General features: G+C 57.5%; 20 protein-coding genes. 8 read left to right on the forward strand and 12 right to left on the reverse strand.

The annotated features are described in order from the left end of the window. The first annotated feature begins 5 nt into the window (after positions 1 to 5). The 3 genes from gatA to HDF12_RS03930 all read left to right on the forward strand — a co-directional run bounded on the left by gatA (position 6) and on the right by HDF12_RS03930 (position 5547). Complete coding sequence (gatA, locus tag HDF12_RS03920; protein ID WP_179583319.1) at positions 6 to 1457, forward strand: Asp-tRNA(Asn)/Glu-tRNA(Gln) amidotransferase subunit GatA; 1452 nt, start codon at positions 6 to 8, stop codon at positions 1455 to 1457. Positions 1458 to 1902: 445 nt separating this feature from the next. After that, on the forward strand, positions 1903 to 4482 hold the full coding sequence (locus HDF12_RS03925) for an SLBB domain-containing protein (protein WP_179581311.1): 2580 nt from the start codon (positions 1903 to 1905) through the stop codon (positions 4480 to 4482). Between the two features lie 159 nt (positions 4483 to 4641). Continuing rightward, entirely contained in the window at positions 4642 to 5547 is a 906-nt protein-coding gene (locus tag HDF12_RS03930) for a glycosyltransferase family 2 protein (RefSeq protein WP_179581312.1), read from the forward strand. Positions 5548 to 5623: 76 nt separating this feature from the next. On the opposite strand, the gene HDF12_RS03935 is transcribed toward HDF12_RS03930, so the two are convergent. The 3 genes from HDF12_RS03935 to HDF12_RS03945 form a co-directional block, all read right to left on the reverse strand. After that, positions 5624 to 8263: a capsule assembly Wzi family protein gene (locus HDF12_RS03935; RefSeq protein ID WP_179581313.1), complete on the reverse strand. Its 2640-nt coding sequence runs from the start codon at positions 8261 to 8263 to the stop codon at positions 5624 to 5626. A gap of 169 nt (positions 8264 to 8432) precedes the next feature. Then, positions 8433 to 9593 carry a YeiH family protein gene (locus HDF12_RS03940; protein ID WP_179581314.1) on the reverse strand — a complete coding sequence of 387 codons (1161 nt, stop codon included), beginning with the start codon at positions 9591 to 9593 and terminating at the stop codon, positions 8433 to 8435. A gap of 358 nt (positions 9594 to 9951) precedes the next feature. Next, positions 9952 to 10731: a CHAD domain-containing protein gene (locus HDF12_RS03945; protein WP_179581315.1), complete on the reverse strand. Its 780-nt coding sequence runs from the start codon at positions 10729 to 10731 to the stop codon at positions 9952 to 9954. A 128-nt stretch (positions 10732 to 10859) separates the two neighbouring features. Here HDF12_RS03945 and HDF12_RS03950 point away from each other — a divergent pair, with 128 nt between their 5' ends. Continuing rightward, positions 10860 to 11177 carry a hypothetical protein gene (locus HDF12_RS03950; protein WP_179581316.1) on the forward strand — a complete coding sequence of 106 codons (318 nt, stop codon included), beginning with the start codon at positions 10860 to 10862 and terminating at the stop codon, positions 11175 to 11177. Positions 11178 to 11207: 30 nt separating this feature from the next. Here HDF12_RS03950 and HDF12_RS03955 read toward each other — a convergent pair whose 3' ends face one another. After that, positions 11208 to 11897 (reverse strand): FmdE family protein, encoded by a 690-nt coding sequence (locus HDF12_RS03955; RefSeq protein ID WP_179581317.1) that lies wholly within the window; start codon positions 11895 to 11897, stop codon positions 11208 to 11210. Between the two features lie 93 nt (positions 11898 to 11990). Here HDF12_RS03955 and HDF12_RS03960 point away from each other — a divergent pair, with 93 nt between their 5' ends. Next, positions 11991 to 12443, forward strand: coding sequence for a CBS domain-containing protein (locus tag HDF12_RS03960; RefSeq protein WP_179581318.1), 453 nt, complete (start codon positions 11991 to 11993; stop codon positions 12441 to 12443). On the opposite strand, the gene HDF12_RS03965 is transcribed toward HDF12_RS03960, so the two are convergent. Further along, positions 12433 to 14127 (reverse strand): SulP family inorganic anion transporter, encoded by a 1695-nt coding sequence (locus tag HDF12_RS03965; RefSeq protein WP_257025334.1) that lies wholly within the window; start codon positions 14125 to 14127, stop codon positions 12433 to 12435. The genes HDF12_RS03960 and HDF12_RS03965 overlap by 11 nt on opposite strands. A 152-nt stretch (positions 14128 to 14279) precedes the next feature. Then, complete coding sequence (locus tag HDF12_RS03970) at positions 14280 to 15011, reverse strand: hypothetical protein (protein ID WP_246373645.1); 732 nt, start codon at positions 15009 to 15011, stop codon at positions 14280 to 14282. A gap of 325 nt (positions 15012 to 15336) precedes the next feature. On the opposite strand from HDF12_RS03970, the gene HDF12_RS03975 reads away from it, so the two are divergent. Beyond that, complete coding sequence (locus tag HDF12_RS03975) at positions 15337 to 15867, forward strand: bactofilin family protein (protein ID WP_179581320.1); 531 nt, start codon at positions 15337 to 15339, stop codon at positions 15865 to 15867. A gap of 66 nt (positions 15868 to 15933) precedes the next feature. Here the strand turns inward: HDF12_RS03975 and HDF12_RS22775 are convergent, their stop codons facing one another. Next, positions 15934 to 16347 carry a DUF2752 domain-containing protein gene (locus HDF12_RS22775; RefSeq protein ID WP_179581321.1) on the reverse strand — a complete coding sequence of 138 codons (414 nt, stop codon included), beginning with the start codon at positions 16345 to 16347 and terminating at the stop codon, positions 15934 to 15936. Then, on the reverse strand, positions 16344 to 17018 hold the full coding sequence (locus HDF12_RS03985) for a DUF4339 domain-containing protein (protein ID WP_179581322.1): 675 nt from the start codon (positions 17016 to 17018) through the stop codon (positions 16344 to 16346). The genes HDF12_RS22775 and HDF12_RS03985 overlap by 4 nt, the downstream gene beginning before the upstream one ends. Before the next feature lie 146 nt (positions 17019 to 17164). Between HDF12_RS03985 and HDF12_RS03990 the strand changes: the two genes are divergently transcribed. Continuing rightward, the gene (locus tag HDF12_RS03990) at positions 17165 to 18133 is read left to right on the forward strand and encodes a diacylglycerol/lipid kinase family protein (RefSeq protein WP_179581323.1); all 969 of its coding nucleotides are present in this window, start codon (positions 17165 to 17167) and stop codon (positions 18131 to 18133) included. 12 nt (positions 18134 to 18145) lie between these two features. Here HDF12_RS03990 and HDF12_RS03995 read toward each other — a convergent pair whose 3' ends face one another. After that, a complete protein-coding gene (locus HDF12_RS03995; RefSeq protein WP_179581324.1) occupies positions 18146 to 18865 on the reverse strand; it encodes a response regulator transcription factor in 720 nt (239 codons plus the stop codon). Then, positions 18862 to 20016, reverse strand: a complete 1155-nt coding sequence (locus tag HDF12_RS04000) for a histidine kinase (RefSeq protein ID WP_179581325.1) — start codon at positions 20014 to 20016, stop codon at positions 18862 to 18864. The genes HDF12_RS03995 and HDF12_RS04000 overlap by 4 nt, the downstream gene beginning before the upstream one ends. 17 nt (positions 20017 to 20033) lie before the next feature. Here HDF12_RS04000 and HDF12_RS22780 point away from each other — a divergent pair, with 17 nt between their 5' ends. Continuing rightward, entirely contained in the window at positions 20034 to 21485 is a 1452-nt protein-coding gene (locus tag HDF12_RS22780) for a DUF4118 domain-containing protein (RefSeq protein ID WP_179581326.1), read from the forward strand. Positions 21486 to 21505: 20 nt separating this feature from the next. Here the strand turns inward: HDF12_RS22780 and HDF12_RS04010 are convergent, their stop codons facing one another. Continuing rightward, on the reverse strand, positions 21506 to 22960 hold the full coding sequence (locus HDF12_RS04010; RefSeq protein WP_179581327.1) for an efflux transporter outer membrane subunit: 1455 nt from the start codon (positions 22958 to 22960) through the stop codon (positions 21506 to 21508). Continuing rightward, on the reverse strand, positions 22957 to 24222 hold the full coding sequence (locus tag HDF12_RS04015) for an efflux RND transporter periplasmic adaptor subunit (protein WP_257025335.1): 1266 nt from the start codon (positions 24220 to 24222) through the stop codon (positions 22957 to 22959). The genes HDF12_RS04010 and HDF12_RS04015 overlap by 4 nt, the downstream gene beginning before the upstream one ends. Positions 24223 to 24250 lie beyond the last annotated feature (28 nt).

Raw genomic sequence — 24250 nt, forward strand, 5'->3', positions numbered from 1 at the left:
TGAATATGGAGAACCTGACAATCGATGCCGCGCATAAGGCGTTAGCTTCAGGTGAAACGACGGCAACTGCGCTTGCGGCGCTGCACTATGATCGCATCGCCTCTGAGGATAGGGAGATCAATAGCTTTCTGGCGCTAAGTCGGGAGCGGGCGATGGCCCAAGCGCAGAAGATCGACGAGATGGCAGCTAAGGGTGCCCCATTACCTTCACTGGCGGGGGTTCCAGTGGGGATAAAAGATGTTCTGGCGATGAAGGGAGCACCGGCGACTGCTGGTTCACTCATTTTGAAAGGGTACCGACCTCCGTATGACGCTACTGCAGTCGCGAAGCTGGAAGCAGCTGGGGCGGTGCTGCTGGGCAAGTTGAATTGCGACGAGTTTGCAATGGGTTCGTCGAACGAAAACTCTGCGTACGGACCGGTGTTGAATCCAAAGGCGTTAGATAGGGTTCCGGGCGGCTCGAGCGGCGGCTCGGCGGCTGCGGTGGCGGTGAATTTTGCAGTAGCGACCCTTGGAACTGATACTGGCGGGTCGATTCGGCAGCCAGCGGCCTTTTGCGGCGTGGTCGGTGTCTTGCCGACGTACGGGAGGGTTAGTCGCTACGGGTTGATTGCATTCGCGTCCTCGCTGGACCGTGTTGGGCCGCTTACAAAAACAGTAAGAGACGCTGCAACTATCTTGCAAGTTATTGCAGGAAAAGATGTTATGGATGCAACCTCATCGACCAAACCGGTGGCTGACTATGTCGGCGGACTGGCGCAACCTGTTGACGGGTTACGGGTCGGCGTGCCGACGGAGTACTTCGGAGATGGCTTGGACCCGGAGATTCGTAGCGCAATTGATGGTGTACTTGCTGGTTTGAAGCTGGTGGGATGCGTGGTAAAGCCGGTCAGTTTACCCCACACCAAATATGCGATTCCGACCTACTACGTCATCGCTACGGCGGAGGCATCGTCGAATCTCTCGAGGTTCGATGGAGTCAGATTCGGGCTGAGGGCGGAAGAGGCGAACACGTTGTCGGCGATGTTTCGGAAGACTCGAGATGCGGGCTTCGGCGCCGAAGTTAAGCGGCGGATTCTGCTGGGTACCTATGCACTGAGCGCGGGTTACTATGACGCCTATTACCGCAAGGCGCAGCAGGTTCGAACTCTTCTGACACGAGACTTTCTGACGGCGTTTGCCGATGTCGATGTGCTCGTGGCTCCGGTAACTCCAACCCCGGCGTTTAAGCTGGGCGAAAAGACGGACGACCCTGTCCAGATGTATCTGGAAGACATTTACTCAGTTGCGGCGAGTCTGGCGGGCATTTGCGGCGTGTCCGTGCCCTGTGGGCAGACGAAGGCAGGATTGCCGATCGGAGTCCAGATTATGAGCAAGCACTTCGATGAATCGACCATGCTTCGAGTAGCGCAGGCCGTAGAGACGCAGCAATATGCGCAACGGGAATCTGCCATCTGAGGCCGTGTCTTTTGTCCTGGCGAGGGCGCACTCCATCATTGGATGGGGATCGAGTCGGATGGATTGGTAGGCTGGGCATCGAGATCCTGATTTGAATGCCAGGTGATCGTCAATGCGCAATAGCTCATTTCAGCGGGTTTACTGACTGCTGATTGTATGATGATCGATATCAGGCAAAAGAAGGTTGCGAGGATTAGAGCAGATGCAGTTTGGTAGTTCCCCTAGATTATGCAGGTTTGGATATGTGCTTCTGATCACCGTGTTCGGGACGCTTACGTCACCGGCTCAGTTCGACCAATTTGGTCAGGCTCTAACTGGACAGACGGGCCAACAGCAATCTTGTGACCCGAATGATCCAACGTGCCAGTCTTCAGCAGATCAGAGCAACCTTCAGGTACGCAATCCCTCAGTCAATCAGCAGCAGACTCTAACTCCACAGATCATCGTGCCTGGACAACAAGACAATACTCAGACCAATACGCAAAACAGCACTCGGACCCAGCAGCAAAGCCAAAATCTTGATACTCGACTTCCCCTGGATTCGCCAACTGAGTTTCAGCTTCTGGTTGCCAATTCGATTGGCAAGATGCTGCCGATCTACGGAGTGAACCTGTTTCGCAACCTGCCATCCACCTTTGCTCCCCTGAATATGGTTCCGGTAACACCAGATTATGTGGTTGGGCCAGGAGACGAGTTGCTGATCCAGATGTGGGGGCAGGTCACGCTGAACGGCCGCTTTCTGGTAGACCGATCGGGAAGTATCTTCGTGCCGCAGGTGGGCTCGGTTCACGTGGCTGGGGTGAAGTTTGAGCAGATGCACGACTTTCTAAAGAGCCAAGTTGCGAGGGTCTTCAGGAACTTCGATCTCAATGTGAATTTGGGTCAGCTTCGGTCGATCCAGGTATTTGTCGTTGGGCAGGCGCGCAGGCCTGGCAGTTACACGATCAGCTCGCTGAGCACATTGACGAACGCACTTTTCGCCACCGGCGGCCCGACCCCGCAGGGTAGCCTGCGGCATATTCAGTTGAAACGTGGGGGCAAAGTCGTAGTTGAGTTCGATTTGTACGATCTATTGCAGCGCGGCGATAAATCGAAGGACGAGCAGCTGTTACCCGGCGATGTGATTTACATTCCGCCCGTTGGTCCGCAGATAGCTGTCGCGGGCAGCGTCCGCGCGCCGGCGATCTACGAGCTTAAATCCCCGGACAGTACGACCGTTGGTGATGTTCTAGAGTTGGCCGCGGGTCTAACGAACGTTGCTTCAGGGCAGAGGGTTCGGTTAGAGAGAGTGGACGAACGCCGTAGGCGCAGCATGATTGAGATAGCTCTTGACGCGCAGGGAAGGGCGACCGTGATGCAGGACGGCGACCTGTTGGAGCTGAACGCAGTAGTTAGCCAATACAAGGATGCAGTGACGCTTCGCGGAAATGTGGCCAATCCTGGACGCTACACCTGGAAGCCGGGAATGCGCGTCCGCGATCTACTGCCGGACAAGGATGCGCTGATCACCCGCGACTACTGGTTGAAGCGAAGCCAACTTGGTCAGCCCACTTTGACCTATATTCCCACATGCCTTCCCTTGACCCCCTACGGTGTTCCAAATCTGCGTTACGGAATTCCGGTTGGAGAAGAAGGATCGAACCCGAACTGGAGATACTCCTCTACCCGGAATCCCAATTTGATTGGGCTGGCTTTCGGAGGCGAAGAGGGAAGTAGCTACCGAACGGCAGATGGAGAAACGGATAGCGAAACAGATGCTTCGACCGATGGCGCACTCGATTGCATGAAAATTCCAGCATCGCAGACCGCGTTGAGTGGAATCAACGATCGGTATACCCCGTCTACAGCAACCAATGCAGCCAATGCAGCCAATGGAACGAATTCCACAAACAATCAAAACAACTCCAACGGTGGCAACTCCAACACGTCTGGGCTTCTGCAAAATGGTTCCCAATCGAACTCAGCACCTTCGAATCGCACGAGTGCAGCCAGCGCCAGTTTGGGTTCAACCGTCGCAAATGCATCTTCTGGAGAATTTCGGCCGCGGAACAATGTTAAGCTGAGTGAGCCCGATATCGACTGGAGCTATGCTGTTATCGAGCGTCAGAGCAAGGTGAACCTGACAACATCTCTTCTTCCCTTCAACCTTGGTAAGGCCATCCTGGAAGAAGATAATACTCAGAATCTTGAGCTGCTTCCCGGCGACGTAGTTGCGATCTTCTCAAAGGCGGATATTCGTGTGCCCCAGGAGCAGCAGACGCGATTCGTACGCCTGGAGGGAGAGTTTGCGTCCTCTGGTGTCTATAGCGTTCTGCCAGGTGAGACCTTGCGGCATCTGGTAGAACGTGCCGGCGGATTTACTTCAGAAGCATATCTCTATGGCTCAGAATTCACACGGGAATCTACACGTCGCGTTCAGCAACAGCGCCTGAATCAATACGTCGATGAGATAGCTCTACAGGTAAGCACAAACGCAACTAACAACGCGGGTCGAGCTATAAGCGCTTCTGACACTGCAGCCGCAGCTGCGGCTCAGGCGCAGAACCAATCGATTATAAGCAGTTTGCGACAAGCAAGGGCTACTGGTCGCATTGTGCTCGATTTGAAACCTGATAGTCACGATCTCGCTCAGATACCCGACCTCCCGCTTGAGGATGGAGATCGTTTTATTGTGCCGCGTGTTCCTTCTACCGTTAGCGTGGATGGGGCCGTGTATAACCAGAATTCATTTGCGTTCGAATCGCAGCGGAGGCTTGGCGGTTATATAAGACTAGCCGGCGGGACAAATAGAGATGCAGATAAGAGCCGGGCTTATGTTATCCGAGCAAGCGGATCTGTAATCAGCAAACAATATAGCTCTTCCCTACGAGGAAACAACTTTGACTCGCTCCGTTTGTTCCCAGGCGACACGGTTGTCGTTCCTCTGAATCTGACGAAAGGCAATACCATACGATTGATCGTCGATATTGCACAGATCGTCGGTCAGTTTGGATTAGCGATAGCTGCGGCTAATGTCGTGTTCTAAGAAAAAACACTTTTTGTTACAAGGGAGGAATGGTCGGTTCCGTCACCACGATTCTGAAGCGACAGTGTGACGAACGAGTGACGGGGACGCTGCCGACTCGAACACGACGAGTTAGCACTCTCCATAAGCGGGCGTTCTAACGGTGGTAATCTCTAACAGGTGAATTTTTTCGTAGTTGTACCGACTTTAAATGCCGCCGAGGGATGGTCGCGGCTTACGTCGCTGCTTTTGGGATCCATCGCAGCGGACCGGGTGCTGATTCTCGACTCTTCTTCTACTGATGAAACAACGAGTTTGGCGGCGGTTGCGGGTTTTCGGGTGCATGCGATTGCAAGATCTGAGTTCAATCATGGCGGAACAAGGCAGCTGGCGGCTGAACTATTGCCTGACGCAGAGATCCTCGTTTTCCTGACGCAGGATATTGAACTGGCGCAACCGGACGCTATTCATTGTTTACTAGAAGCCTTCTCCGAACCAAGCGTTGCGGCGGCCTACGGGCGTCAGCTACCACGTCGCGGTGCAACCCCGGTTGAAGCTCATGCGCGTTTCTACAACTATCCTGCACAGTCCGGCGTGCGTACGTTGTCCAGCCGGGAGCAGCTTGGTTTCAAGGCCATCTTTATCTCAAACTCGTTTGCCGCTTACCGGCGCGAAGCGTTAATGGCCGTAGGCGGATTCCCACGCGACGTCGTCTTTGGGGAAGATACAATCACTGCCGCCAGACTATTGCTCGCAGGATGGAAGATCGCCTACGTGGCCGAGGCGAAGGTGTATCACTCCCACAGCTACACCTGGAAGCAGGAGTTCCGACGATACTTTGATATTGGCGTGCTGCACCATCGTGAGAGTTGGATGCTCAATGAATTTGGTGGCGCTGGAGGGGAGGGTAGCCGCTTTGTTCGGTCGGAATTGCGGTATCTCTGGCCCCGGTATTGGTGGCTTATTCCTTCTGCTTTGATCCATACCGCGGCTAAACTGTTAGGTTACCGATTCGGCAGAGGTGAGAATCTGTTCAGCATTAGTATGAAGCGCCGATTGAGTATGAATCGTCTTTTCTGGAACTAGTCACACTGTGTAACGAGATCACCCTATCTCCCGCGATTGCCTTTGGGAGCGGTCTGCGCGCAAAGCGGAATCACTCTTAGCGGTGCAGATGCAACTCCGGTGTCCAGGCAATCTGGAACCATCCGCTGGTGTTGTGTTGTGAACCGCTCATGTAGGAGGGAATGAGAAACCGTTCGTATTGGGTGAATATCTGCGCCTGCCAGTGACGGTTGATGGCATAGGATCCGTTCACGAATCCATCGGTGATCCTGCCTCCATTAGGAAGGAACAAGTTTCCGCCCCAGCTTTGGCGATAGCCGGCTTCAACTCGTGTGCGGGCAGAGAACCAGTAACCTGAGCGGGCTTCGATCGCGCGGGCATCGCGGCCGACTGCGTTCCCAAGTAAAAAACCTTTGTTGGTATTTCCATCAAGGTACTGATTGTTGATAAAGAAGTGAGTTCCACCGTAGTCATGTGCAAGCCCCTCCGAACTGACGGCTTCGACGCGCAAATCCATGTGCGGCAAAAAGGGTAGCCTTGCGAAATAGATGCCCGGATTCCAAACTGCCCGGCGAGGTGCGGCGATGGGGCTTGGGTCATCATCGGAGTACGCGTCTGCGTAGAGCGTAACCAGCCGTCTCAAAAAAGGCAGCCGATAGGTAAAGTCGAAGTTACTCTTTCGATCGCCTGGATCCTCCCGATCTCCATAGCCGCCGCTTCCCCCGTTTCCTGTAGTGATATTCCCGGTCGAGTTGAAACTAAAGATGTTGGCTTTGAAGCTGTGGGGCGTAATCGGATGTCCTACACCCCAAAAGATGGACCAGCGGGTAAAACTGATCTCCAGGTTATCCCCGAAGTTGAAATCCACCTTTTGCCCGTTGTACCAAGGGCGTGCCGGGTAGCTATGTCCTGAGAGCTTTCCGAGTACGACATCGAAGCGGTAGGTGCCGAGGGATGGCACGAGCGGAAAAGGGTGCGGCCGTGTCGAGACCAAGCGCAGGCTATAGGTCGGTTCGGCATTACTGGAGAAGGCGAGCGGGCCCGTGGTAGTGGGTCCCCAGTAGAGCTCCTGTTTGCCGAAAGAGAGCTCGTTCCCCGCGAATGCGACGCCACCGTAGAGTTCAATGGGACGCTGGCGGTTGTATGCAGCGCGCTCGGCGATTGGCTGTATAACCGGGTCGGAGTCTGGCGATATCCGATCCAGTACATTGATCAGTTGGTTGATGGCAGGCGATTCGGCCGGGTTGCCGGGGCTGTGCTGGAGCTCCTGACGATCGTAGAAGAAAAGTCGTCCGTGATGAGCGCGCACCGAATACCCGAAGATCGCGCTACTGCCTCTGCCAAGCGGGCGGCCGAAGTCGTTCCACCATGTCTGGCCGAAGTGAAAGCTGTCGGCCAATGCGGGGCCTGCGATTGTGCCATACCGCCCGTAGACGGATTCGAGGCTTAACGACTCGTAGTAGTTAGGTTCGGTTTCAAATTCAGCATGGAGATCCGCTACAAGGCGACGAGCCTCCGAAACTAGCCCCGGGCTGTTGTATTGATCTATATCGACCTGATCCTCCGCCAGTTTAAGCTGACGGAGGCACTCCTGCCGGGTCCACGGGCGGATCGAAGAGCTCTGGCCCGGAATGAAACCCATCGCAGCCAATCTTTCAAGTGCTGGATAGACCCAGCTGTCCATCGGGACATTCGTCGATCCGATCGTGTCGGGGTCGTCATCTTCCGTAAAGAGGCGGGGCGGGTGATGGGCGACGGGTACTGGCTGAGTTGCTCCGCTAACCGGCTGAGCTGCTCCGTTTGTCTGTTGTGTTTTCTGCGTCCGCGGTTTCCCGAAGTCGTCCGGCAACGGTTTGGAGTTGAAGGGGTTTAGGCTAAAGTTGTGATGCGCGCGATAGACGTAATGACCGATCAGCCATCCGGTCGCGCTTCCGATCAGTACGTCCGATGGGAAGTGTTGTTCCGCAAGCACGCGGCTGACGCTTACCCCGGCGGCCAGTCCATAGACCGCTGTGCGAGTGATCCAGCCCGGATATTCATCGCCAACAACCGAAGCCAGGGCCCATGCAGCCGTAGCGTGATTCGAGGGGAAGCCCGCCGCTGAGGGGCTGGAACTGAAAAAGTCTCCCTTGGCGTTGTTTACGAGCGGGCGGTCACGCAGGAATACGAATTTTCCCACCTCGCTCACCGCCAGGCTGTCTGCCAGTGCTTCTCCGGCCAGCAGGCCGGTCTCGTGGGCCTGGGGCGCATCGTTGAATAAGCTCCATAGGTACATGCTCGCCGGCAATGCCCCGAGCGCAGCGACACCAGCGTTCGAAAAGGTATTGAACTTGCTACGGTCGTTCGCGTTGATGTTGATCAACGATGTCATGGTGTGTTGGTCGCTGCCGATCAACACACCTGTCGTGGCGGCCAAAGGTGCCAGCCAAATTGCGTCGCTTGGCCGTAGATGCAGCGGGCTGGTCCAGATCGCTTTCTGATCGGCCAGCAGGCGCCGCGGGGTACCAGCGAAAGTAATGTCTTCGCTGGCGGCCTTCGCTCCTGTTGGCTTCGACCCAGGGTTGCCGGCGACTTGTGGCTCAGGTGCATCCGGCAGAGAGCTGGAGGAGTCCGCTGGAACATTCGCAGCTGGTGGCTCTGAGGTCGCATCTTGGGCGAAGCACGATCGCCCGATCGATAGCAAAAGGAGTGCTGCGAGGCGGAAGTATCGACCAGGTTTTGGGTGAGCTACAAGCATCGGTAACGGTTCGGGGCGGGCGTACTCGGATAATGCAACCCCTTGCTGGAGGCTACCATAGCCGGACGCCGACGGACCGTACGTTGACCAAAGCGTGACAACTTTCTCATTGGGACTTCCGCTTCCCTCAAAGTCAAAGGCGAAGCGGGAGCATCCACAAGATGGTGGTTTAGAGATGGAAAAAGTGGTTGGCTCCCAGTACCAGCAGCAGGGTGATGGCAGCGATAGCGACCTCGCCGACGGCTCCCACGATGAATGGTCGCGCACCCTGTTTGAAAAGATCCTTCAGGTTCGTGCGCAGGCCTACGCCGGCAAAGGTGAGCAGGAAGGCCCAGCGGCTCAGGTTCCCTAATGCTGTGAGCTGAGGCTTCGAGAAGCCCAGCGCGGATACATGGGGGTTGGCCGAGGAGCCCAGGGTCGCCAGCAGCGAGATGAAGAGGAAGCCGAGGACAAACTTAGGGAACTTCTTCCAAAGGAATGCAGCTTTGTTCTCGAGTTGTTCCGTCGCGGCGCGACTGGCGAGACCCTTGCGAGCCCATTGAATCGCATACGCCAGCACAACAAAGCCAATGAGAGCGTTGCGGCAGGTCTTGGCGAGTACGGCGAACTTGCCCGCGGCATCGGAGTAGAGGGCTCCTGCGGCGGTGGCTTCGGCGGTATTGTCGACCGCGAGACCCGCCCAAAGACCGTAGGCGCGATCGCTCATGTGCAGCGCATGGCCGATGAGCGGAAAGGTGAATAGAGAGATCGCTCCAAGGGCCAGAATTGCAGCGATGGCGGTCGAGGAGTCCTCTTCGTCGGCGTCGATCGCGCCTTGAGTCGCGATGATGGCAGAGACGCCGCAGACACTGGACCCAACGGCCAGCAGCGTAGTGAGTTGAGGACCTAGTTTGAAGGTGCGGCCCAGCCACGTCATGAAGGTCAGCGAGAACGCGAAAGCGACGAAGACCAGGGCCAGTGAGATGCCACCTAGTTTGAGGATGTCGCCGAGAATAAAGCGTGCGCCGAGCAGGATGATGCCTGCCTTTAACCAGAACTCGTAGGTGGCGACTCCCGCGCGAAAGATCCTGGGTAGCCCGACGGTGTTTGCGATGAGGATCCCAAAGAGAATGGCCCAGAGCACATATTCGATGTTGGGCAGGACGTAGTGGTGAGTCTTCCCGTAGGTGTTGATGAAGTGCTCGACGAACTTGCCCGCGTAGCCGACGCCGGCCAGAAGTGCAATGCCCGGAAGAAGGCCGAGGAGGGAGGAGCGCTCCGCCGGAACGCGGCCGGGAGCGTGGGGTGGGTACTCAGTGCGAAGATCGGGTAGATCGATTGAGGCGGCCATAGACTCTCCTTCGTACAAATTCGTTGGGGGCGCAGACGTCGATGCTTACCAGGCGACGGTTTTGAGCAGGCCGGCGCGGACGATGGCGGCGAGAGCAAGAGACAACACAATTGCCCAGGTGTCGGTTGAAAAAGAGAGACGGGTACGAGGGATGGACATGGAGAAGTCTCCTTGGAGGAAGCGTGGTGCACACGAAGCGACGTGTGGGCTACAACACTGAATTTTTAGAAAGGGGATACACGCAGGGAGGACTAGCTACAACAACAACGAGTAGGCATGAGGTGCAGCGGCGCGGGTTGGCGGAAGACCGTCATGTCAGGCTTCAGTGTACACCAGCAGGGTGGGAGCGGTCGGCTGCTCAGGCTTTCAAGAGGTGCGCTGCCTTCGACTCAGCCTGCCGCCGCAGCACTCCGGCCTTGGCGTAAAGCTTTTCAGTGATAGCACTTGCCGGTGGCAGCCTCGCGTTGGCATGATTCAACAAAAGAAGATAATCGTGCCACGCGCCGGTCGTCTGTTGCACGTCTTCCATACGTTTTGCAAACTTCGCCGCGGCCTTCGACGCGTCGCCGCCGATCTCGGCCATATATCGAGCCGTCTTGCAGACCTTGCGTATCGAATGAAGATCCTCATCTTGACTGGGATCGAGACCGCGCACCTCGGGAGCCATCCAGCTTCGCGCTACATTGATAAGCTTTGCTCCACTCAGGTTGAGATCGGCCTGTCCGGCAATATCCATCTCAACTCTATCGAGGGCTCCATGGATCTCGTCTCGACTGCTGCGGATTTGCCGTTGCAGCTTTTTCACCTTCTTCTTTCTCGAAGCCTGCAGTTCCTTCTCCAGCTTTACCATCCCATCGATTGCTCCGAGATGTTTTAGAAGCTCAACATGAACGTCCAGATCGCGAACAGCCCCGGCGCTCCGCCGGATGTCACCGAGCGACCGCCTGAACTGCTTCGACCTCTTTGCCAGATTGGGCAAATCCGCAGCGTTGGCCAATACTTCAAGCACCGCCTCCAGCCGACGTGTGCTCGAGCGGAGCCGGTGTACAGCCTTGGGCTCTGGATCGTCAACGCAATCGGCTAGTGCGGCTTTCAAGTCGAATGAATGACGGAGAAATGTGATGACCGGTTGCGGCATGGGACACCCTGCCTTCTTACAGATGCATCTTTTGCGGATTGAGGCTTCGCGACCCCGGATCGCCGCGATAGTTGCGCGCAACCGGTTTGAGTAAGGTGGGTTTCATTGGGTGTAGGCAGGAGGTTGTTATGAAGATCACAAACGTAAAAGCGATGGTTGCAAAGGGCGTAACGGTTGGCTTACTGGCAGGTGCGTTTGTGTTGGCGGCGCCGGCGAAGGCTGACGCACAGCAGTTCGCTGTGGGGGTACGGGTTGGCTATCCGGCTTACTATGGCTATCCCGCTCGCGGCTACTACTACGGGCCCGACTACTATGCTCGTCTGCGCTTTGAACAGGAACGTCGACATGCCGAGTGGGTGCGAGCGCATGAGTTTGAGCGCTATCACTATGATCACCGTGATGACCCTCGTGACTACCGCCATGACGACCACCGTGATCGTTGGTAGTCGATACCCTACGCTGCAGTCTTGCTGCGCCTAACAATGTTCGCAGGCCGGTTGCGGAGAGGTCCCCGCGCCGGCCTCGCCGTTGTTGGCGAACTCCGGCTCCATAAGCGGTCGATAGTAGCGGGCTTCGGGGAATGCACAGCCCTGGCAAAGAGTTCTTCCGTCGCGGAGGTGCTCGCGATCATAGTTGATTCCTTCGCCGCACTGCGCACAGGTGATGCGCGCCGACTTGTAGCCGGGCATCTCACGTGGGTGGATCGGGACCGCAACCCAATCTTCCTGGAAGAGGTCTTGGTTAGGCAACTCGCGATAGGCGAGCATCTGCTGTTCGTTCTTGTTCTCAAGGTGCGGAAAGAGCTCACGAGCACGCTGCTTGGAAGACTCCAGCGCGGCGATCCGCAGAGCTTTGAAAACAGGAGTATCGCCCTGGGGCGTCAGGGGTGACGTGAGGTCGACGAAGGTGGCGGCCATCTTTCCCCAATCGCGAAATTTGATGGCGCGTTTGCCCAGGCGACAACCAGTGACCACGGCAATAGCGTCGGTCGCGCATCGGTCGATCTCGATGAACGTGACCAGGCGCTTGCGGTCGGCACCCTTGGGATCTTCGACGCCAAGGCGTTCACAACCCAGCATGGCCATCCGGACACCGAGAATCTGACCAGCACAAAGGTGACCGTGGGCGATCTCGGCTTCGCGGAGAAGTGCGTCAAAAGACTGCATAGTCTGATGATACTGCTGGAGACGCAAGCGCGTTTTTTAAGTATTTGCGCGAGGTTGCGCAGCGGAGGTACTATTCGAGGCCCGAGGTGCCCCATGAGTGAATTTGCGATGACGATCGGTATGGTGCTAAAGCAAAAGTCCGGGCCTATTGCGTCTATCGCGCCAGACGCCTCCGTCTATCAGGCCATTGAGATGATGGCAGAGCGGCAGGTAGGCGCGCTGCTGGTGATGACGCAGCAGTCGCTTATGGGAATCATCTCCGAACGTGACTACGCGCGGAAGGTCATTCTGCAGGGGCGATCGTCGAAGGAAACCCAGGTCGCGGAGATCATGAGCAGCCCGGTGATCTCCGTGTCGCCAAAGCACACCGTCGGCGAATGCATGCGCATCATTACCAAGAATCGCATCCGGCACCTGCCGGTGGTCGAGGGCAGTGCGGTCGTCGGCGTAGTTTCGATCGGCGACCTCGTGAACACGGTCATCAGCGAGCAGGAGATGACAATCCGGCATCTCGAAGCCTATATCTCAGGCGCAGCTACGACGTAGCGGACGGTTGCGCCGTCGCAATGGACGAGGTCGGTTTCGCTGCCCCGAAGGCCTCGAGTGCGTCGTGAAGCCGGGTGAAGATCCATGAGGTGCCAATTGCCTCGGTCAGGTGATGGCGGTTGAAGTCTTCCCTTGTGTTCCACGGTACTCGAGCGAATCCCAACTGGACGCCAGCATCTGCCAGATTTTTCTTCAACTCCTCAACCACTCGCGCGGCGCTGTAGTCCAGGTTGGTAATCGCCTCGGCATCTACGATGACCCACCGCACGCTGGTCGGTGATGGGCCAACCAGTGCGAGAATCTCGTCCGAGAAGCGGCTCGCATTGGCATAGAACAGTGCGGCCCCGAAGCGGTACATCACCAGCCCCGGCTCAGTCACTGCGCCTGGAGTCGGAGGAATCAGCTTCCACACATTGGCCTCATCCGGAATCATCACTCCCGTGCGGGGATGGTAGCTATGGTGCACGATGCGCAGCAGCGAAAGGACCATCGCCAGAACAATACCCACTTCGACGCCTGCAGTAATCACGACGATGGTAGTTGTCACGGCAAGCGCGAATTCGGCAGGGCTTTCGCGGAGAATCCCCTGCAGGCTGCGCAATTTAATCAGCCGGATCGCCACCAGGAAAACCAGGGTGCCCAGTACGCATTGCGGCAGATATTGAAGTGGCTTGGTCAGAAACAACAGTACCAGCGCGACGACTATCGCCGTGGTAACCTGTGCGATCTGGCTCCGACTGCCCACGCCTTCCACCATGGCGGTTTGCGTAGGGCTGCCGTTGACGACGAACGTCCCGCTGAAGGCAGCAGCCGCGTTGGCCGCGGAGAGGCCGATCAGATCCTGATTCTCGTCAAGCCTTTGATGATAACGAGCTGCATAGACTCGCGAGGTTGCTGCGCTCTGGGTCAGTATCATGACAGCGCATGACCCGGCGACCGAGAGCAGTGGTTTGATGTCACTCCAACGAACGTCTGGCATTGCAAGGTGCGGCAGACCCCCCGCCACCGCGCCAATGACTGCGATGCCATGCCCGGCAAAGTTCCACACTGCACTGGCCGCTGTGGCCAGAACGACTGCAAACATCGGCCCGGGTGCTTTAGGCGCAGACCAGCGGAGAGCAAAGACGAACGCAAGCACCGCGAGGGTCACCGCCAACGTCGGTAGATGTATCCTCGGGAGTTCGCGGACGATCTCCACGAGTTGAAGAATCGATCTACGCGAGGAGACCTGAACGCCTAGCATCTGGCCCAGAACCGCGATGCCGACCTGAAATCCTATGCCCGTCAGGAAACCGACGAGCACTGTCTGTGAGAGGAAGTCGGCGACGAAACCCAACCTGCACAACCGCCCCACCAGCAGGAAAGCGGCTGTGAGAAGCGCTACCAGGCCTGCCAGCGCGACATATCGAGTGCTCGCTGTTGGAGCCATGCCAGCCAGGCCGCTATGAAGGATAGCCGCAGTTGCCGAGTCAGCGGCGACCACCAGAAACCGCGACGAACCGAAGGTCGCAAATGCAAGTAGCGGCAGCAGAAGGGAATACAGACCGGTAACAACAGGCATTCCTGCGATCCGGGTATACCCGAGCGCCTGCGGAATATTCATCGCGGCGAACGCAACACCGGCAACGGCGTCTCGTATAACGCCGGTTCGCTTCAACGGCCTGATGCCTTGGAACAGATTCAACAAATTCGAAACTCCTGCCTCAGAGACAGCGCAAAGTTCCCAGCCCTCGCAGCGGTGGTCCCGGAACTAGACGTTGATCCTAAACCAAATACCGCCGCTTCGACGACGTCGTGTCACGAATCCTCAACCCCGGCGACCCAGCCAGCGCTCTACTATTCGTCCGAGTTATCGCCCTCTTCCATCAGCGAGACGGTGCCGACCACGTCGTAGGTGGTCGCCTCGCCGCCAGTCGGCTTTAGCGTGACCCGCAAGGGCAACCGCTGCCACTGAGCAGGCTGGCACACCGGAATGAAGTGGTCAGCCTCTGGCCACTTCCCGATCTGCTTCTGGACTACCGGCCGCCGCGCTCCCAGCTCGGCCACGATTGCATAAAGGCCTCCCTTGGCCGTCGTTGCGATCCCACAGTACGCCGCATAGTCGCGGAACCAGACCACATCGGAGACAGCGAAGTCGAAGTCGGGCAGGCGGAGCACCGTAATGTGGCCAGTGACGCGATCAACGGAGAGCCAAGGCCCTGGCTGCCAGATCCAATGCGGTGCAGCATCATTCGGCAGCGCGTCATTGAGCCGAAGCGCACGGCGGACAGTAAAGGTGCGGTCCGTCACATCGTGGCTCTCGCCAGTCGTCCACTCCTTCTGGCGATCGTCCACGAACAGCGGACGCACCCTAAGGCTGCTGGTCTCATCCACTTTGCTGTCGGGAGTGGCATCTGGCTGCGTGTAGGGAACCTTGCGGTACGCCCCCAGCGTGACCGTATGAATCTTCGGACCGGCCGCCAGCAGCGGACGTCCCGGATAAATTGACGGCAAAGCCAAAAAAAATACTGCCACCAGAAGATGAGAAAACTGCGGCCTGGCGCGGGTCGTGCGGGGAGTCGAACTCAAGGGATTAGGGCTCTCACAGGGGAAATTCAGTTGTTGCCATGCTACCTGACGAACAGTCTTTTCTATGCGGTAGGGGTTTCGGGACGCATAACACTTTTGGGGTGGAATAAAAGGGCTAAATAGCAGAAGAAACTTCAGTGAAGTCGGAAAGAACTCCATAGGTAACGGAAAAGGTTCAGAGGTTGTGGAATAGATTGTGAATACGGGGCAATCCACGGGCCTTTGCAGAGTAGTATCGTGGAAAGTATGCGTGCTGCCGTCGTGGTAGCGCGTGCGACAGACCGCGGCGGATCATTTGAAGCAGTACGAAAGGATACAAACGAACATGTGGAAACCGAATCAGACTGGAAGCAACACTCCCTCGACTCCTGAACCGGTGCGTCCGTCGACTCCAGCGACGAACTTCGAGGCGAGCCCCACCCGTCCCGCGACCGTTGGCGCTGGCAACGCATCAGCCGCCGTACCAACCGGCGAGCAGGCCACCATCGGCAAGTCCCTGATCGTCAAGGGTGAGCTGACAGGTTCTGAGTCACTGTACATCGATGGCAAAGTCGAAGGCGCAATCAACCTCCCCGGCAACCGCGTCACAGTAGGCCGCAACGGACAGGTCGCAGCGAACATCGTGGCACGCGAGATCGTTGTGCTCGGTAAGGTCCGAGGCAACTGCCAGGCTAGCGACCGCGTTGATATTCGCAGCGAAGGCTCGCTCACCGGTGATGTAATCGCAGCGCGTATCTCGATTGAAGATGGCGCGTTCTTCAAGGGCGGCATCGACATTCGCAAGCCCGGCGGAACCGACCTGAAGGGTGGCACCGCTACCCCAGCTTCCACCGAGCCTGTCGCCGTCGAGGCATAACGCTTCGTAACGTCGTTTCTAATCGAGTCGAGCGGTCCCTGCTAATCCCAGGGATCGTTTTGCTTTTTATTGGAACAGCCGAAGCGGAAGATTGCGAAGAACTGTAAATATCGAAGCCACAGCGAGCACGACATAGACGGGCGCACCGGGCATTCGCGGCCAGCCATCATCTTCGCGTCGAACAAATCGCCAGTACCAGCCAAAACCATAAGCTGCCGCGAGAGGAAGCAAGAGCGTAATCAGTGCGTTCAAGTGTATCGCCTCGTTAAGCCGCCCTTGGAGCAGCGCGGCAACCGCGCGTGTAGCTCCGCACCCAGGACACTGCAGATGAAAAGCTTCATAGATGGGGCACCGTGGATAGAAGCTGTACTGTGCAGGGGGAAAGCGCCGCAGAACTCCAGCCACCACCCCGACGATCGCCAACGGTACAACCGTTCGTACGATTGCTGCGACACGACTACCTCGAGTCAGCACGATCACCGCGCCACGTTCTGGTAGCGAAGGGTCTGTTTCAGCTGGTTGATCTCGTTGAGCTTGTATTGAAAATAAATGCCGCCGAAGAAGAAAGTCATGACGGCGCTCAGACGCAGGCCTAGGGGCTCGGCGCTGTTGAAGTGTTGCTCAAGCGTATCTCGCAGCGTAAAGCGGGCGATGAGGCGAGCGACCCAGGCGGCAATGCCGATGAATCCTCCCACGAAGTTTTGATGGGGCTGTTGGTGATGGCTCATCGCGATGACGAGTCCCCAGGACCCACCGAAGTGCAGCACAACCAGCACGGTGGCAATAATGTAAAACATCAGGGCTTTGCTCGCCGGTTGCACTCGGTTTGCCCACGCGGCTATAACCAGGTTCCAGACCACCACGAAGAGCCCACAAGTAAGAAAACCGAGCAGCAGTTCAAGCACCCAGTTCAAGTTAGGCGGGTCAGGATAGGTGCTGCCTGACTGCGAATACACAGCAGGAGCAGCGTAGACCGGTGTCGCCGGGACGCCCGCTGAGCCGATAATTTGGGCGACCGGAACCCAATCGGGCATCGTGTCGCTCTTGGCCATGTCCGTCAGCAGAACGTTTCCCGAGCCGACATAGCGCTGAAGGTCTTCGAGGGTATACGGTCCATACATCTGCCCGTTGCGCGAAACCTGATAGGTCATGCAAATCTCCTAAGTAGTCGAGGACTGCAACGCATCTGCAGAATCGATGAAATCATGGAGAAGCGGTTCCACACAATCAGATTCGGAGACCTACCCCGATAACGCCGATTCTGTTCCTTCGGATTAGGATGTGAGAGTCTTGCACTGTGCATCGAGCAACTTTAGTCATCAACGCATCGGCCGGGCGAAGCAAAGACTTGCGAACTCTGGTCCATGCTATGGTCCAGACTCTTGAACAAGCTGGCATCCAGGCGAATGCGATCCTGACTACATCAGCCGGCGAGGCGCATTCAATTGCCGCTGATGCTGCGGCCATGGGATGCGATGCGGTCTTCGCCTGTGGTGGCGACGGCACGGTGCATGAGGTTCTGCAGGGCCTTGTGGGCACAAAAGCCGCGCTTGGGGTCGTACCGCTCGGGACGGCAAACGCCTTTGCGCGCAATCTCGGGTTGTCGCTCGATCCCGTGAAAGCTCTTCAACAGCAGCTAAGCTTTGAGTCGCGCGCGATCTCGGTCGGCGAGGCACGCTACGCTGCCGAAGGATCCGAAGTGACCAGACATTTCATCGTCATGGCCGGAGCTGGTCCGGATGGTGCGCTCGTGTATCGGCTCCTCGCAGGGAAGAGATCGAAGCTCGGTCGAAGCGTCTACTACGCCCATTCGCTGAGACTCTTCCTGACGCGAAGCTTTCCCGCGTTTCGAGTGGACTATCGAAGGAGCGACTCCGGCGAGTGGGTGGAGCGACGCGGCGTCGGGATTATCTGCTCTCGCGTTGCAAATCTTGGCGGCATATTCAGTCGTCTCGCAACAGGTAGTTCCGCGAACGAGAGCGATCTTCTACTCTCCATCGTGAAACCACCGGCGACGATCGGTCTACCGGCGTGGTTCGCGTTTAGTCACGTTAGACTCAGCACCCAGAATCCGTGGCTGGAACAGGCTCGAGTCTCCGAGTTCCGCTGCACGCCGCTTGAGCCGAATCATCGCATTCATGCAGAACTCGACGGGGAGTGGATCGGTCACCTCCCGATCTCCGTTCGCCTCTTACCGCAAGCGATTTCTCTGTTGATGCCGAAGAACAATGCAGCAAAGGTCAGGAACAAGCGTTTTGCCAACTAAGAGGGACCAAGATCAGAACTCATCGTCGCCGGTAGGGCGAAAACGATAGCCGATCCAAGGCTCGGTGACGATATACGCGGGCTCTTCTGTGAGCTCGATCTTCTTTCGCAACTGGCCAATGTTGACGCGCAGATACTCCGGCTGATCGGCGTTCGTTCCCCAAACCGCGTGAAGCAACGCTCGATGCGTCAGGACCTGTCCGGGGTGCTGCGCCAGGCACACGAGAAGGTCGAACTGCTTCGGTGTCAGGTGCGTGTCTTGCCCGCGAACTGCTACTCGGTGCTGCGGAATATCGATATAAAAATCGCCTGCTGAGATGACCTGCGGGGCGTCGGACTCGGTAGCCGAACTGCGGCGGAGTTGCGCGCGGACGCGAGCCTGCAGCTCCTGAATGCTGAATGGTTTCGTCACGTAGTCGTCCGCGCCGGCGTCCAGCGCTTCGATCTTCATGGCCTCTTGATTGCGGACCGAAAGAACAATGATCGGAACCTTGGATACAGCTCGAATCTCGCGGCAAAGCTCAATCCCGTTCATCTCAGGCATGGAGACGTCTGTAACGACGAGATCTGGCTTCCACGTATGCACAGCCTCCATTCCCTCAACGCCGTTCGCAGCGATGCGCAACGAATAGCCTTGCGTCGAAAGCGCCGTGCGAAGTACGCGAGTGATCTGCGCCTCGTCATCCACGATAAGAATCTTTGCATGTTGCTGGCCTTCCAGGTTTTGTTTCATTCGCGCTCCGGATGTTGCGTGACGATGTGGACATCCACATTCGGCGACTCTTTGAGAAAGTGCTGAATCGCCCAGTAGTAAAGGTATTTGCGAAGGCCGTGGACGGCAGTACGGCCGAAGACGATATGAGTGATGCGCTTTTCGCGAACAAAACTGGCCGCAGCGTGGGCGATGCTCTTTCCCTTAACGGAGAACACCTGCGCATCCATATTGCGTGCGAACTGGATGTTAGCCGCTAGCGTAGCTTTTTCTTCTTCCAGCAGGTCTTCATCATCGTCGACATGCAGAACAAACAGTTCGCCTCCTACGCCTTCCGCAACGCGTGCGCCGCGTGCGATCAACATCTGCGAGGAACTGTTGGAACTGATGCAGACAGCCACGCGTTCGCGCACCGCCCAATGCGCCTCGATGCGTTTCGCGTCCATATAGGCCGTCAATGTGCGATCGACCGCCTTCGTGACATGTTGCAGCGCCAGTTCACGGAGCGCGATCAGGTTTCCGCGACGGAAGAAGTTTGCCAGGGCTTTTTCAGCACGAGCCGTTCCATAGACATCTCCGCGACGCATCCGTGTCTGCAGAGCTTCGGGCGTCAGATCGGCCATCACGATCTCGTCCGCGCGTTGCACTAGCCAATCCGGGACGGTCTCGCGGATGATCACGCCGGTCACACTCTGGACGGTTGGCGCGACACTCTCGATGTGCTGCACGTTCATCGTGGCCAGGACGTCGATGTTGGCGGCCAGAACGTCGAGCACATCTTCATATCGCTTGCGATGTTTGGTGCCCTCGATATTGCTGTGCGCCAGTTCGTCGATCAGAACGATCTGGGGCCGACGCGTAAGGATGCCATCGAGGTCCATCTCCTCGAAGACCACGCCTTTATACTCAATCCTTCTACGCGGAACCTGCTCCAGTTGCTCGGCCAACTCGGCAGTACGGGGTCTGCCGTGCGTCTCGACCACCCCGATGACAATATCCTCCCCACGCTGATGCCGGCGGATCGCCTCGCTCAACATGTTGTATGTCTTGCCGACGCCGGGCGCATAGCCGAGGAAGAGTTTGAAGGTCCCGCGCATCTTCTCCGGTGCGACCTTCTCCAGCCATTCCTCCGGGCTCTTCAACGCCGGATTCGAGTTATCGCGAGTGCCCATAAGGATAAGATAATGGAGTGCAGCGAAAGCTTATACGCAGTATCGTCCGCTACAGTATCTCCACAGCGAGCGCAGCTGTCATTGTAGCCGTCTACTTTCTTCGGCTGCATGTCAACGAAACCACAGTAGCCCTGACATTCCTGATAGGCATCCTTCTCGTAGCCGCGAACTGGGGTCTACGCCACTCGATCTACCTGTCTATTCTCTCAGCGGCTGCATTCAACTTCTTCTTCCTTCCGCCGGTCCTCACCTTCACCGTTGGGGACGGTCGCAACTGGGTCGCCCTGTTCGCATTTCTAGTGACCGGCATCGTCGCCAGCCAGCTTGCGGAACGGGCGCGACGCGAAGCAAAGATATCGCGCCGCCGCCAGCGCGAGGCGGAACGGTTATACGAGTTCAGCCAGCAAATGCTGGTGACCGGCAACGTGATCGATCTCCTCAATGTCCTGCCGCAGATGATCGCCGTGACCTTCAACCTTACGGGAGCCGCCGTTTACCTCCGCGAAAAAGATCGCATCTACCGCTCCAGTCCTGATTACATGGACGTAACCGCCTCCGAACTGCGTGATGCAGCGTTCACCCGCGACCATCGTTATGACGAAGCGCGCGCCGTCACCCTCGTTCCAATCCTCCTCGGAACGCGTCCCATCGGCGCAGTTGGAATCACGGGCAATAGGACCTCGCCCGAGGCGCTCGACGCAGTCTGTGGCCTGGCAGCTATCGCCATCGAACGCGCCGGTGCCGTCGAGACCCTCACGCGCGTCCAGGCCTCACGCGAAAGCGAGCGCCTGCGCAACGCGTTATTGGATTCTGTCGCGCACGAACTCCGAACGCCCCTGACCTCGATCACAGCCGCCGTCACCACCTTGCGCAGCGAGCCCTCCCTCGATGCAGAGCAAAGCGGAGAGATGTTGCAGGTTATAGAGGAGGAGGCCGCCCGTTTGGACCGACTCGTCGGTCAGGCGATGGAGATGGCGGAGCTGGATGCAAACGACATCAAGCTCGACCTGCGCATGCACTCCATGCGAGAGGCGGTTGATCTTGCGCTCGAGGCCGTACAGGGACCGCTCAAAAACCATCCCCTCGAGCTCCGCCTCCCCGACACCCTTCCTCCCGTGCAGATGGACCTCGAGCGCATCGCCAAAGTACTGCAGCATCTGTTGGAGAACGCCGCTAAATACTCCGCAGAGGGAAGCCCCATCTTCGTCAGCGCCGAAGTCTCCCGAGGCCAGCTCGTCACCAGCGTCGCCGATCGTGGCGCAGGAGTTGACGATCTCGAGAAGATGATGATCTTCGACAAATTTTACCGCGGCCAGGGCCAAAGATATCGCGTGCAGGGAACAGGCATGGGACTCGCCATCGCGAAGGCGATCGTCGAAGCCCACGGCGGCTCCATCGACGTCACCAGCCAGCCGTCACAGGGTTCCGTCTTCTCCTTCTACCTGCCCCTGAATCTCTCCGGCCGCTAAAACTTCCTGTAGTCGTGAAACTAGAGCTTCGGCAACTGAGTCACGTTCCAACCACCACCCAGCGCCTTGATCAAAAGCACGCTCGCATCCATCTGTCTGCGCATAATGTCGATGTCGTTCCGCTCGTTATTCAACTCGGTCGTCTGAGCGGTCACAACCTGAAGATAGGTATCGAGCCCGCCCACATATCGATTGTTGAATATCTGCGCAGCAGACTGTGCCGCCATCGTAGCCTGACGCTGATGCCCCGCCTCCTGATCGAGAACCCGCAGAGCAACCAGATTGTCTTCGACCTGTTGAAACGCCGTCAAAGTAGTCTGTCGGTAGTTCGCAACGGTCTCATCGTAGCTGGCATTGGCCTGTTCGGACACAGAGGCTCGACGTCCCGCGTCGAATACCGTCTGCGAGAGTGTAGGTCCCAGCGACCACAATAGACTCGCCGGATCGAAGAGGTTCGCAAACGAGGTTCCCTCCACACCAACCGTTCCGCTCAACGAAATTGTCGGATAGAACGCAGCCCGCGCAATGCCGATGCGATCGTTCGCCTCAGCGACGCGGCGTTCCGCCGAAGCAATATCCGGGCGTCGCTCCAGCAGCTCCGAAGGTAGTCCAGTCGGGATCATCGGAGGTCGCGCATCTAGAGGAGCGCTCGGCAACGCGAACGAAGCCGGGGGCTCCCCAAGAAGAATCGCAATCGCATGCTCGAACTGGGCTCGTTGCAGAGTAATGTCACGAGCCAGTACCTTCGCTGCCTCCAGCTGAGTCTGCGCCTGATCGACGTCCGACTTCGGAGCGACGCCTCCTTCAAAGCGGTTCTTCGTGATCCGGTAGGCCTCTTCGAAGTCCTTCACGGTATCGTTCAACAGCTTCTCCTGGGCATCGGCGCTACGAGCTTCGAAGTAGTCGATGGCAAGCTCGGCCTGCAGGCTCAATAGCACCGTCTGTCTATCTCCCGCGCTCGCCTGCGCCTCCTCCCGCGCAGCACTTACTGTGCGACGAACGCGCCCCCACACATCAATCTCATAGCTTAAGTCCACCGGTAGTTGAATCACGCCGACGCCGTTTCCTTGCGCGTTGTTCACATTGAAGTACGGCTGGTTTGACGACTCACGTGAGCCTCCGGCGGACGGTGCTACCCCAACGGTCGGATACAGAGATGCGTGGTTGAAGCGGATCAAGGCCCGTGCTTCGCGGAAACGAGCATCCGCCGCCTTGAGATTCTGGTTATTCTCCGCCACCTGCGGCTCCAGAACATTTAACTGCGTATCGCCAAAGATCGTCCACCACTCTCCGCGCAGCGCCGCATCGGCCGGCTGCGCAACCTGCCAGTTCGAGTTTTCTTTGTAAGCGTCCGGTCCTGCTTCCTTATACCCGGGTGTCATGGGAACCGATGGCTTCACGTACTTCGGCCCGACCATGCATCCGCTTAGCAGAAACACCGCGGCGCTGGCCAGAGCGCTGGGTCGTAGCGTCACTGCGCCCCCTCTTTCTTCTGCATCTGTGTTGCGTTCTCATTCATCTGGCTCTTCACCTGCACCTCCTGGCCGCTCGCCAGCGAGTCGGAAGGATCGAGAATCACGGCATCGTTCGGCGTCAACCCTGAGGCGATCTCAACATTCGCGCCCAGGTCTTTGCTGATGGTCACAGGCACCAGCTGCACGCGTCCATCACGAACTACCCCCACCTGCAGGCCCTGCGCCCGGAAGAGCAGTGTGTTCGACGGAATCATCAAATTCGAACTCCGCTGCGGCACCTTAAAGTGGACAAAAACATAAGCCCCCGGCAGCAGCTCGCCCTTGGGATTGTCGACGTCAACCTCGACATTCAGCGTGCGTGTTGCTGAGTCGATCGCGTTCGAGTTGCGCGCAATGGTGCCCTCGAACTCCCGTCCCGGATACTCGTCCAGAGTCAAAGTCGCCTTACCCCCGGCCTTGATCGAGGTTGAATACGCCTCCGGAACCGAGACGAACACGCGGATCTTTTGAATCGCCGCAAGATGAAACAGCTCCTTGGGAGTCGTATTCTCGCCGGCCTGAATCAACCCGCCGATATCGATATTGCGCGCTGTCACGATTCCATCGAACGGTGCGTAAATCTTCTCGAACGATTGCAACTGTTGCAGTCTGCGCACCGCTGCCGTCGAGGCATCCACCGCCGCTTTCTTTGCCGCGGCATCACTCACCGCGACATCGGTCTCCTGCTTCGAGACAGAGTTGGTCGTCAAAAGATTTTGATAGCGTGCCGAGGTCGTATTTGCAAGGTTCAGATTCGCCTCTGCGCTCTTCAGATCGGCCTGCGCCACCTGAAGCTGCTCATCCAGTTCAGGCGTCTCGATAACCGCCATCAGCTGTCCCTTGCGAACATGCGCGCCAATGTCGAAGTACCAGTTCTTCAGGTAGCCGCTCGTACGGGCATAGATCGGAGTGTCAACATACGCCTGCGTGTTTCCCGGCAGCGCCAACCCGGAAGATAGTAGCGAACTGGCAGGATGAATCACTTTGACTGACGGGATCGATGCAGCTTTTGTATCCGTCTCGAGCGTGCTCTCCGACCGGTGGCGCGCAGCAATTCCGAAGATTACAACCAAAGCCACAATTACCGCGATGACCGTAACTCCAATCCACGTCCCTCTCGTCAATCCGGGTTCCGGTGCGTCCGCTGCCGCTGCCGGGCCTTCACCGGAGAGTGTGGTCTCATCCTCATTCATCCTGGGCTCCGCCTTCGTTCCGCTGGTCATGCTTTCTCCTTCGTGCCTGTCAATTCTT

Origin of the sequence: Tunturiibacter gelidiferens (assembly GCF_013410115.1) — a bacterium.
GTDB lineage: Bacteria > Acidobacteriota > Terriglobia > Terriglobales > Acidobacteriaceae > Edaphobacter > Edaphobacter gelidiferens.